Source organism: Streptomyces sp. P5F9, from assembly GCF_057961495.1.
On record NZ_JBXVPZ010000315.1, the window covers coordinates 1 to 11,507 of the forward strand.

The following is an 11,507-nucleotide window of genomic DNA, read 5'->3' on the forward strand; positions in this document are numbered from 1 at the left end:
GCGCGGGGGGCCTCGTCGAAGGGGGAGCGGTAGGCGTGGACGAAGCGGTGGTGGGAGAAGTAGGCGTGGAGGGCTGTGACGCAGTTGCCCACCGTGCGGAAGGTGGCCACCCGGGACGAGCCCAACAGCCGCTCGCGGTACGCCGGTTCGGTGCCCACCGGTGAGCCCCACACCACGCACACCAGCTTGTCGGTCTCCTCCGCCGCGGCCACCAGGTCCTCCACCAACTTGTCGCTCAGCGGCGGGAACGGGCCCGTGATGGGGCAGACCAGCACCCCTACCTCCGGGTCGTCCAGGATCGCGTCGATGATCTTCCGGCCGCGCCAGTCACCCACCGGGTGACCGCCGTTGTCCACCGGGTTCGCCACGCTCAGGTACGGCGGTATCCACTCGTGCAGTTCGGACTGCTTGGCCGACGACAGCTGCGGCAGCCGCAGTCCCGCCTCGCTCGCCAGGTCGGCGAAGTGGGCGCCCGTGCCGCCGGAGATCGAGTACACGACCACCCCCTCGGCCACCGGAGCCTTCGCCCGCGCCAACAGGGCCGCCGTGTCCTGGAGTTCGTCCAGGCCGTCGACGCGGATCACGCCGTACTGGCGCATCGCCGCGTCCACCACGGCGTCCGCGCCGGTGAGTTTGCCGGTGTGGGAGGCGGCCGTGCGGGCGCCGGTCTCCGTGCGGCCGACCTTCACCGCGACCACCGGGACCTTGCGGCGGGCGGCGCGGTCGGCGGCCAGGAGGAAGGAACGGCCGTCCTTGAGGCCCTCCACGTAGCAGGCGATGGCGCCCACTTCGGGGCGTTCGGCGAAGTAGGAGATGAAGTCGGCCGTCTCCAGATCGGCCTCGTTGCCGGTGGGGGCCCAGTGGGAGAGGCGGATGCCGAGTTCCTGGAGGGCGAAGACCGGGCGGCCCTGGTGGCCGGACTGGGTGATCAGCGCGATCGCGGGTCCTTCGAGGTCCTCGCGGAAGTTCTCGAAGGCGTTGAGGTTGGTGTTCGGGCCGAGGAGCCGGAGGCCGGATCGGCCTAGGGCGGCGGCGAGTTGGGCCTGCGCCAACGCCCCCTCCTCGCCCGTCTCCGCGAAGCCCGACGCGAAGGCGACCGCGAACTTCACCTTCGCCTCGGCGAGTTGCTCGATCACGGGGAGCGGGTCGGCCACCAGCACCACGGCCAGGTCCACCTGTTCGGGGAGGTCGGCGATGGAGGGGAAGCAGGGGACGTCGAAGACCGTGGTGCGGGTGGGGTGCACCGGGTGCAGACGAGCCCCGACTCGGCCGGCCCACGCCATGAGCTGGCGGGTGATGCCGGTGTTCGGGCGGCCCTCCGCGTCCGAGGCGCCGATCACGGCGACCGACTCGGGGCGGAAGAAACGGTCCAGGTCGGGTACGCCCGCGTACAACGGCCGCCCGCTGACGTCGAGATCGTCGACGTCGGCGGGCCTGCCGTGGACGGCGGGGCCGGGTTGCTCCCCGCAGGCGATGACCCGGGCCCGGCGGGAGTCGGTGGTGAGGGTGCCGTGGGTTGATCCAAGCATCGGTCCGCCCCGCTCCTGTGTGACGGCATAATTAACTGACGCACTGTCAGATTACTGAACTGACACAGCGTCAGGAACTGTCGTGCACGCAAAGAACGGACGGACCCTAGCTCACGGCACTTTTGCGGACGGACTTGGCGAGTGCCTTCGCGATCCGCTCCGCGTCGATGGCCAGTTCGCGGAGCATGCCGCTGATGGGGTTGGTGAAGCCGGTGAAGTACAGGCCGGGCGCGTCCTTCGGGGTGCGGGCCCCGTTCACGACCGGTTTGCCGCAGGCGTCCAACACACTGAGGTGGCCCACGAGTTGCTCCAGGGAGCGGACGTAGCCCGTGGCCGCGATCACGACGTCCGGGCCGACGCGGTCGCCGCCGGCGAGGACCACCTTGCCGTCCTCGAAGCTCTCCACGGCCGGCACGATCTCGACCCGCCCCGTGCGCACGGCGTCGATCAGCCCGACGTCCTGCACCGGGATCGACCCCTCCTTGACCCGGCTGTACAGCCCGGTGTCGGGGCGCGGCAGCCCCTGCGCGGCCAGGTCCGGCACGCTGACCTTGGACACCGGCCCCGCGAGCCGGTCGACCAGGCCGACCGGCAGCCGTCGTACGAGGACGCCTGTGTACTGGGCCGCCCAGCCCGCGGTCGAGCGGCGCAGGATGTGCGGGGCGGTGCGGACGGAGAGGCGGACGCGGGACGCGCCGCCCTCGATCAGATCCACGGCGATCTCCGCGCCCGTGTTGCCGATGCCGACGACCAGGACGTCCTGGCCGGCGTAGGACTGGGCGTTGCGGTAGTCGGCGGCGTGCAGCAGTTGGCCGGTGTAGGCGTCGCGGCCGGGCCAGTCGGGGATGCGCGGGGTGTGGTTGGTGCCGGTGGCGACGACGACCGCGCGGCCGGTCAGTTCGCGGCCGCCGGTGGCGTGCAGCAGCCAGCCGGTGCCGTCGGCCGAGCGTTCGACGCGGGAGACCTCGACGCCGGTGACGATCTCCAGCTCGTGGACCTCGGCGTACTTCTCCAGATAGCGCACCACGTCGTCCCGCGAGACCCAGCGGCCGAACCGGCGCGGCATCGTGAGCCCGGGCAGGCTCGACAGCCGCCGGGTGGTGTGCAGATGCAGGCGGTCGTAGTGCCTGCGCCAGGACGCTCCGACCCGGTCCGACTTCTCCAGTACGACGGCACGGATGCCCTGCGCGCGCAGCGCGTACGCGGCGGCGAGACCGCCGGGGCCGCCGCCGATGACGTACACGGGGCGGTCTGCGTGGTTCTGCGCCGCGGGGTTCGGGGACGCTGTGGAGTCGGCCATGAGCGCGAGCGTAATCACGTCCCACGTTGATGGGTCTCGGTCAAGCCCGGAATTGGTTGCGGATCGATCACGGGTGTGGAGGAGTGGGTGAGGTCGGTGGCGTAGGGCCTCTGGTTGTGGGAGGGAGGTGGAGGCGTGGTCATGGGTGTGGCAGCCGGTCCGGACATGCGCACGACGCCGGGCCCGCACCGTGCGCGGAGGGGCTCGGCGTCGTGCTCGCGGCGACCGGAATGTATGACGGGAGACCGGTGCCGCGTCCGAGGGGAGGGTGGCTTACCGGCGCTTGGCCTGGTGCCCCGTCACCTGGGCGATCCACGTGATGAAGTCGCCCGGGTCGGTGTTGGCGCCGTGGCCCTCGTCCCAGTAGTAGATGTGGTTCACGTCGTCGCCCAGGTTGTCGAGGCGGGCGGCGAGGTTGGCGGCGACCGTCAGCGCGGTGTCCGAGTCCTTGGTGCCGAGGCGGATCCACCAGTGCTTGGAACGGTTCGGGTTGACCTTCTCGACCAGGTGGTACATCGGGTTCATCAGGTCGAGCTTCGCGGGGACGTCGCTCGGAACCCGCTTGCTGCTCAGGCCTGTTGAGTCGTTCTTCGCGCCGTACGCCGTGAAGTGACGGGCCAGGGTCGTGCCCGTGCCGAACTCGTTGTTCTCGCCGGCCGACAGGTCGAAGGCGTCGAAGGCGGGGGCGTCCTTCTTGCGGGCGCCGACGTGGGTGAGGAAGTCGGCCCAGGTGAAGGTGGCCTTGCCGCCGGACCAGGTGATGAAGGTGTTGGCCTTCAGGTAGGTCACGCGGGCGGAGTCCGAGAGGGCGGCGAGATACGTGGTGGCCGAGGGCTCCAGGTACTGCTCGACCATGTACGCGTCGAGATTGCGGGCGTTCAGCGGACCGAAGCCGCCGAGGCCGCGCAGCTTGAGGCCGGCCTGGTACTCGGCGAACTGAGCCTGTAGCGCCTTGGAGACGGTCTGGTCGACGAGCTTGCCGGTGCTCAGGTCGTTGGCGCCCCAGTTCCACTCGTAGGCGCCGTCGGCGTGCTCCAGGTCGGTGATCGGGCACCAGGCGCCGGTCGCGAAGATCGCGTCGGAGGCGTCGGCCGCGCCCAGTGCCTTCAGGTACTTGTCGTAGATCGGGCTGTCGCCGGACGCGCCCAGCAGGGACGACAGCGCGCCGCCCGCACTGGTCCCCGCGGAGACGATGCGCTCGACGTCGCCGGGGATGCGGCCCTTGTTGGACCTGATGTAGCGGACAGCGGCCTTGAGGTCGACGATCGCGGCGGGCGCGGTGCCGTAGTACTCGCCGCTGGAGTTCTTGAGGGTACGGCCGCGGGCGCCGGGCTCGATGACGACGTAGCCGGCGGCCAGCGCGAGGAGCTGGTTGCTGGAGGTGGCGCCGCCGGTGGCGTTGGTGTTGCCGTTGGCGCCGGGGGCGGAGGCGCTCGCGGAGGCGGAGGCGCTCGCGGAAGCGGAGGCTGAAGAGCTGGGGGCACCGCTCGGGGCCGCGCCGCCGCCCATCGCCGAACCGCCGCCGCCGACCTCGGTGGCGGTCGCCACGGAGGCGGGGAGGTAGCCGCCGACGGAGTTCGCGAGCAGGATCGGGGCGTTGCTCGCGTCGACCGCCTTGCCGTCGATCTCGACCGGGGAGCTGACGATCAGGGACTGGTAGGTGGCGTCCACCGGGTTGGCGACGTACGTGATCGCCTTCCAGAAGTGGTAGACGACCGTGTGCTTCGTGCCCGCGGTGTCCGTGATCGACTTCGTCAGCTTCGTGCAGGCGTCCGGGTCGAAGGCCAGGTCCGAGGAAGATGAGGACGACGACGATTTCGAGCTGCTGGCGTTCGCGCTGAGCGCGATGCCGCCGACCGCCGCGACACCCGCGGTCGCGCCGATGCCCATGACTACCGTCCTGCGCTTGACTGCCCTGTGCTTCACCGTGCTGCCTCTCGTCTTACCGACCGCGTCTTCCCGACCGCTCCTTGGCCTTGCGCTTGCGAACGTAATCGGGTCTGAACAAAATCGTCAACAATCTGCGGGGATTCATGGGGGACCCACAGCGGCACGCCCGGAGCACAGGAATTTCATGGCCACCCCTCGGCTTTCTTCAGCTTCTGACGTACCGTCAGATTCATGGATGCGATCTGGCTCAGCGGAGCGGACTGGCTCGCGGTCCTCCGTATAGGACTCGGGCTGTGGTGGCTGGAGAGCTGGCGGCACAAGGACAAGAAGGCCTGGTTCGAGCGCGGCACCGGCATCGCCTGGGCGGCCGACGTCGCCGCCAAACACCGCTGGACGGCGGTCCGTTCGGGCTTCGACGTGATGGTCGCGCCGCGCCCGCGCACGATGGCGTACGTCGTCGTCTACGCCGAGCTGGCGGTCGGCCTCGGTCTGGTCGTGGGCTTCCTCACCCCGGCCGCGCTCGTCGGGGGCCTGCTCCTCAACGTCCTCTACTTCACGCTCATGATCCACGACTGGGCGGAGCAGGGGCAGAACGCGATGATGGCGCTCATCTCGGTGGTGGCGTTGTTCGCGATGTCCTGGCAGGTGTGGTCGGTGGACACGGCCCTGGGATGGTTCTGATGGGGACCTCCCCGCGCTACGACGTCCCCGAGCCCGACGCGTTCACCCGCACCTACTGGGAGGCCGCGGCGCGGGGCCGCCTGCTCATCCGCCGCTGTGCGGACTGCGGCCGGGCCCACCACTACCCCCGCGAGTTCTGCCCCCACTGCTGGAGCGAGCACGTCACCTGGGAGCCCGCGAGCGGCCACGCCACCCTCTACACCTGGTCCGTCGTCCACCGCAACGACCTGCCGCCCTTCGGGGAACGGGTGCCGTACGTGGCGGCGGTCGTCGATCTCGCGGAGGGCCCGCGGATGATGACGGAAATGGTGAAGGCCGGGCCCGCCGAACTGCGCGCGGGGATGGCGGTCGAGGTGGCGTTCCGGGACGGGGTGCCGGTGTTCAGCCCGAGGAAGAATGACGTACCCGGTGCGCGCGACGCTTGATTCAATGGCGCGATGGCCCACATACGCGAGCGGTCTCTCCAGCGCCCCCTCCCCGAGCTGAACGGTCATGGACTTCGGCTGCGCCCCTGGGACGCCGACGACGACACCGATGTGACGGACTGGCTGCGCGGAGTGTCCGACCCCGAGTTCCAGCGCTGGAACACCCCACTGCGGCCGATCACGGACGTCACCAGCGCCCGCGACTCGCTGCGCTCCCGCGCCGAGAACGCGGAGGACGGCGTCAGCGCGTCCTTCTGTGTCACGGACGCGGTCAGCGGTACGACGCTGGGGCACATCGGTGTCAACGACATCGACCACATCATCCGCGTCGCCCGCGTCGGCTACTGGACCCTCCCCGAGGCCCGCGGCCGCAACGTCGCCACCCGCGCCCTCACCCTCGCCGCCCGCTGGGCCCTGACCGACCTGGGCCTGCACCGCCTCGAACTGGGCCACGCCCTCGGCCACGACGCGTCCTGCCATATCGCCGAGCGCTGCGGGTTTCCGGCCGAGGGGACGCTGCGCGGGGCGATGTTCGAGGCGGGCCGGCGGGACGCGTTCCGTGACGTCCACCTGCACGGCCGGCTGGCGACGGACCCGGAGGTCCAGCTGTGACGGCTGGCGACTGGCACATCACCGGGGACCTGGACCAATTCCTCACCCGGGCGGGGGAGTTCCTGCGTTCGCGCCCCGCCCTGCACACGGTTCACCTGACGGTGACGGCGGCGCTGCGCAGCCGAGGGCTGCGTATGTACGGCGAGGGCGACCCGGTGTTCGGCGCACTGGAACGAGACGGCGAAGTGCGGGCCGCCTTCTTCCGCACACCTCCCGGCCGCCTGATGCTGACGCCCCTCTCCGCAGCGGAGGCCATCGAGCTGGCGGCCCAATTGGCTTTGCGTGGCGACGAGTTGCCGGGAGTCATGGGTGAACTGGACACCGCGTCGACGTTCGCGGAGGCATGGGCAAGCCGAACGGGCGCCCTCTCCAAGCTCCACGCACGCCAACGCCTCTACCGCCTGGGCGAGTTGACGATCCCGCAACCCGTCCCTGCGGGCCGCCCGAGAGTCGCGACGGCAAAGGACCGCGAACAACTCATGCGCTGGTACGTCGAGTTCACCGAGGCGATCGGAGAGGGCGGCACCTCGCAGGACCCCGGCGAGTGGGCCGACTCCCGGATCTCCTACGGCGGGATCACGCTCTGGGAAACCCCGGACGGTACGCCGGTGTCCATGGCCGGGCTCACGACGAAGGTGGCCGGCCAGGTCCGAGTGGCCCCCGTCTACACCCCGGCGGACATCAGGGGCCGGGGTTACGCGGGCGCGGTGACAGCGGAGGTCAGCAGAATGGCAAGGGCGGCGGGCGCGGACGAGGTACTCCTGTTCACGGACCTGGCCAACCCCACGAGCAACGCCCTCTACCAGCGCATCGGCTACCGCCCGGTGGAGGACTTCGCGGGCTACGACTTCCACCCCGCCTCCGCCCCGAGGTGATACTCACCCCATGGCAACGGGAACGGACCTCCACGAACTACTGAAGTCACTACGGGTATGGGCCCCCGAGCTGACCAGGCTCCCGCCCCTGGACCCGACCACAACCCCGGACACCCCCCTCGCCCTCTTCACCACCTGGTTCGCGGAGGCGGTGGCGGCGGGCGAGCTCGAACCCCACGTGATGTCGCTGGCGACGCGGGACGGCGACCCGGAGACCGAGGGCGGCGGCCTCCCGGACGTACGGATGGTCATGCTGCACGGCGCGGACGAGGAGGGCTGGTCCTTCGCGACCCACGCCACAAGCCGCAAAGGCCGCCAGCTGAAGGGCTTCGCCTACGCGGCCCTCGCCTTCTACTGGCCCCGCCTCGGCCGCCAGGTCCGCCTACGAGGCCCGGTCCTCCCGGCAACCCCGACCGAATCCCAAACGGACCTCCACGCCCACTCGACGGGTGCGTTGGCGGCAGCACTGACCGGCCACCAGAGCGAAGTCCTCCCGTCCCTGGACGAGTTGACGCAGGCATCGGAAGCGGCCTGGGAACTGGCACAACGAGAACCGGAAACCCCTGCCCCGTCCTGGACCCTCTACCGCGTGTTCCCGGACGAGGTCGAGTTCTTCCAAGGCGACGCACTACGACGACACGTGCGCCTGAGCTATGTCCGGGCGGAGCGGGGCTGGTCGAAGGGGTTGCTCTGGCCCTGAGCTGTGAAGTGACGGGTTGGGCCGCCCGCTTCTTGGCCAGTGTCGGGCTTCCGCGGCCCGAGTAAAGGGCGCTCCGCTGCGCTGCGCGTCGCCTGCGGCGATGGCCCTGCGGGCCACCCTTGACTAGGGCCGCTCCAGCCCGTTTCAGAAGCGAGCGGGCGGCCCCGAGGGATGGGTGGCCAGGGAGCCGTCCCCTTGCCTGAACTGTGCTGGCGGCCGGTGTGGTGGGGGTGCGTCCGTGTCTCGCCTGCACGCCGGGTGGGCTCAGCGGCGCTCTGCCGGTGGGGACTTCCCAGATGTCCTGGGGACACCTGGTCTGCAGAAGTGTGACAGTCCGAGTGAAAGTGTCACACTTTCTGGACCCACCTCTCCTGCCCCCGGCTCAGCTTTCGGCAACCACCCCTACCCACCCAGGGTTGGCCGCTGAGCCGGCGCGGCGTGCTGGCGAGGCGCGAGCGCGCCCTTGCACTCCGGCTCGCGACGCAGTGCAGGTAGGGGCCTGCCCGCCTTGGCCACCCGTCTTTTCGGGCCGCTCGCTCGCTTCTGAAACGGGCTGGAGCGGGCCGAGTCAAGGGTGGAGCGCAGCGGAATCGGCGTAGCCGACGCGACCGTAGGGAGCGCCCTTTACTCGGGCCGTGGAAGCCCGACACTGGCTGAGAAGCGAGTGGCCCAACGTCCACTGGTGAGCGCCTCAATCCCATCTTCGTCGGGTCACAGGCAGGGAGTACGTTGATCCCCAAGCTCATCGGGGAGAAGGCGAGGAGACTGTGAACGGGCGTCGTCGGTCGAAGCGCGCGGCCGGCGTCGGAGCAGCCGTCACCCTCCTGTTCGCGCCGGTCACATCCTGCGGCAGCGGAGCAACCGACAAGCCGCCCTCGATCACCGCGCCCGAGCTGTTCTACCTGCGCCCCGTCGGCGACAGATCCGGCCCTCATGACAAGGACCCGTTCCACTTCTCCGTGGACGACGGCAAGGTGCACGCAGGTGACAGGGGGCCCGCCGATCACACCCTCACCGTGGACGTGTTGCCCGGTGCGAAGAACGCGGTCGTGCTGCGCAAAGGCGGGAACTGTACCGGCAGCCCCACGCATATGACGTGTGCGGTGCGTTCCGAGTACGACAGCAGGTCGGACGGAGGTGTCTCCCTGGTCGCAGCCAAGGGCAGCAGGCCGGGGGACGCGGGGGAAGTCCGATACACCTACACGGACCGGAGCGGGAAGAAGGTCACGGCGCGGACGAAGGCTGTCGTGGGCGAGCCGGTGGTCGAGGTGCTGACAACGAAGTCACTCGGCGGAGTTCGTCCGGGGGCCGTGCTGAGCGAGCCGATCGTGGTGCGGAACACCGGCGAGGTGCCGGTCAGGGGACTGGTGCTCGGAGTCGGCCTCGAACGGCTGGAGTTCGAGGAGCGGTACGCCAACTGCCGTTATCCGGGCTTCTACAAGGGCCACATAGCGGTCTGCGAGTTCCCGGATCTCCGCATCGCACCCGGGCAGACCGTGACCCTCCAGCCCGCGCTCCGGCTCCGTACGCCCAAGACGCAGATGTACGCCTCCTTCAACAGCGAGGCCCGGGCGCTCGACATGGGGCCGGGGTACGGGGGTGTCATGGCCGGTGGGGACCACGGTGACGGTCCGGCCCTCCGTCCTGAAGCCACCGCCGCCAAGAAGGGCACCTACGCCAAGGGCGGCGGCTGGACGAACGTCGTGCTCGACACCTACGCCGACTACTCCGTCTCCGATGTCAACCTGTACGGCGCCGCCGGCACCAAGCGGACCTTCGAGCTCACCGTCCGCAACAACGGCCCCGCCGACGTCGGCGCCACGGAGCAGCTCGTGTTCAGCCCGCCGCTCGGCATGGAGATGGTGAAGCAGCCCATGCAGGAGTACGACGAGGACGAATACGAGCCCTACTGCGAGAACGGCGCCTTCACCTACACCTGTGACGTCAAAGCCCTGGAGCCCGGCAAGACCCAGACCTTCACCTTCACGATGCGCCTCGGCGAACCGGGCGAAGGCACCCTGACCCTCCAGGACCAGAAACCCGCCCAGGATTGGTACGTCGGCGACCGCGACCCGGACCCGGGCAACGACAAAGCCGTCATCGCGGTCCACCCCGACCATTGAACTGCTCGGCCGGACTCCACGTACCAGTCACCGAGGGCGGCGTCGAAGGAAGGGCCGAGCGATTTCAGTTTCAGTGGATGTGAGGGCGAGCGCGGCACCCGTGCGTCGGCAGGTGCTGGGGCTGGACGGTCTCCGCGGGCTGGCGGCGCTGTATGTGGTGCTGTTCCACTGCTGGCTGTACGCCTTCCCGGGGTATCCGAACAGTTCGGCGCCCCGGGTGCTGGACGTGCTGATGTTCGGGCGTATCGCCGTCGTCTTCTTCCTGGTACTGTCCGGCTTCTCGCTCGCGATCTCCCCCGCCCGGCACGGCTGGCGGTCGGGCGGTGTCGCCCAGTTCCTGCGCCGACGCGCCTGGCGCATCCTGCCCCCGTACTGGGCCGCGCTGGCCATGAGCCTCGTCATCTCGCTGTTCGTGGTCCCGGCTTCGCACTACGGACCGCCTGACGGGTCATCAATTCTCGTCTACGGCCTTGTCCTTCAGGACGTGTTCTTCGCCCCGACCCCGAACGGCGCGTTCTGGTCGATCGGAGTGGAGGCCGAGCTGTATCTCCTCTTCCCCCTCATCCTCCTTGTCCGGCGGCGGTTCGGCGCGGCCGCCGTGGTCGCGTGCGTGACGCTCCCGGTCATCGTCCGCGGGCTGATGGCCCCCGACGCGAACCCGGTCGAGGGCGACAACTGGCTCGCCCCGCATCTCGCCCCCGTGTTCGTCGCGGGAGTCGTGGGTGCGGGAATCGTCGTCGCGTCGGAGCGGGTTCGGCGCCTGCCGTGGGGGTGGTTCGCCGTCCTGGCAGCCCTGCCCGTGCTGGCTCTCGGCTTCATCCAGGGTTCCGTCTGGACCGTGCGCCACTACTTCTGGATCGACCTCGCCATCGCTCCCGCCATGACGATGCTGATCGCCGCGGTCGCCACCGGCCAACCCGCGTTCCTCGTACGGCTGTTGACCGCGCGCCCCCTTCAGCGCCTCGGCGATTTTTCCTACAGCCTCTATCTGATCCACCTGCCGATCGTCCTGGTCGTCATCCGCCGAGTGGCCCCGCATTTCGTCGCGCCCGGGCTGCACACCTTCTGCTTCACCCTTCTCGTGGGCCTGCCTGTCTCGGTGCTGACGGCGTGGTTCTTCTCCCAGATCTTCGAACTGCCCTTCAAGCGGAACCGGTCCTGGAAGTCCCTGATGGCTCAGTCCCGCCCCAGCACCACGGTCCCCGAGGAGCAGAACCAACCGCCCGTTCCGGAGGCGACTCCGAGTCGCGGCAAGTCGCCGTCCGCTCCCGTCACTTGACGAGCACCGGCCTCCCCCCGCAACTGCCGCACCGCCTCCACCAGGAGGAACAGTCCCCGCATCCCGGGATGTTGGGCCGACAGCCCGCCCCCG

At 69.8% G+C, this 11,507-nt stretch carries 10 protein-coding genes and 1 pseudogene; 7 read left to right on the plus strand and 4 right to left on the minus strand.

Annotated elements, in window-relative coordinates; all coding sequences use genetic code 11:
• From AC31A1_RS35705 to AC31A1_RS35715, 3 genes are all read right to left on the minus strand, one after another.
• A partial coding sequence (locus tag AC31A1_RS35705; RefSeq protein ID WP_489657300.1) for a CoA-binding protein occupies positions 1-1,529 on the minus strand: 1,529 nt, incomplete at its 3' end.
• A gap of 106 nt (positions 1,530-1,635) precedes the next feature.
• A complete protein-coding gene (locus AC31A1_RS35710) occupies positions 1,636-2,829 on the minus strand; it encodes a flavin-containing monooxygenase (RefSeq protein WP_489657301.1) in 1,194 nt (397 codons plus the stop codon).
• Between the two features lie 273 nt (positions 2,830-3,102).
• The gene (locus tag AC31A1_RS35715; RefSeq protein ID WP_489657302.1) at positions 3,103-4,719 is read right to left on the minus strand and encodes a subtype B tannase; all 1,617 of its coding nucleotides are present in this window, start codon (positions 4,717-4,719) and stop codon (positions 3,103-3,105) included.
• 231 nt (positions 4,720-4,950) lie between these two features.
• On the opposite strand from AC31A1_RS35715, the gene AC31A1_RS35720 reads away from it, so the two are divergent.
• The 7 genes and pseudogenes from AC31A1_RS35720 to AC31A1_RS35750 form a co-directional block, all read left to right on the plus strand.
• Positions 4,951-5,400, plus strand: coding sequence for a DoxX family protein (locus AC31A1_RS35720; RefSeq protein ID WP_489657303.1), 450 nt, complete (start codon positions 4,951-4,953; stop codon positions 5,398-5,400).
• Entirely contained in the window at positions 5,400-5,825 is a 426-nt protein-coding gene (locus tag AC31A1_RS35725; RefSeq protein WP_489657304.1) for a Zn-ribbon domain-containing OB-fold protein, read from the plus strand. Before AC31A1_RS35720 ends, AC31A1_RS35725 begins: the two co-directional genes overlap by 1 nt.
• A 12-nt stretch (positions 5,826-5,837) precedes the next feature.
• Complete coding sequence (locus AC31A1_RS35730) at positions 5,838-6,437, plus strand: GNAT family N-acetyltransferase (RefSeq protein ID WP_489657305.1); 600 nt, start codon at positions 5,838-5,840, stop codon at positions 6,435-6,437.
• On the plus strand, positions 6,434-7,312 hold the full coding sequence (locus AC31A1_RS35735; protein ID WP_489657306.1) for a GNAT family N-acetyltransferase: 879 nt from the start codon (positions 6,434-6,436) through the stop codon (positions 7,310-7,312). The genes AC31A1_RS35730 and AC31A1_RS35735 overlap by 4 nt, the downstream gene beginning before the upstream one ends.
• A 10-nt stretch (positions 7,313-7,322) precedes the next feature.
• Positions 7,323-8,012, plus strand: coding sequence for a pyridoxine/pyridoxamine 5'-phosphate oxidase (locus tag AC31A1_RS35740; protein ID WP_489657307.1), 690 nt, complete (start codon positions 7,323-7,325; stop codon positions 8,010-8,012).
• 767 nt (positions 8,013-8,779) lie between these two features.
• Positions 8,780-10,135, plus strand: a complete 1,356-nt coding sequence (locus AC31A1_RS35745; RefSeq protein WP_489657308.1) for a hypothetical protein — start codon at positions 8,780-8,782, stop codon at positions 10,133-10,135.
• Between the two features lie 157 nt (positions 10,136-10,292).
• Positions 10,293-11,189: pseudogene (locus AC31A1_RS35750) on the plus strand (acyltransferase family protein); the annotation flags it as partial.
• A gap of 122 nt (positions 11,190-11,311) precedes the next feature.
• On the opposite strand, the gene AC31A1_RS35755 reads toward AC31A1_RS35750, so the two are convergent.
• A partial coding sequence (locus AC31A1_RS35755) for a thiolase C-terminal domain-containing protein (protein ID WP_489657309.1) occupies positions 11,312-11,507 on the minus strand: 196 nt, incomplete at its 5' end.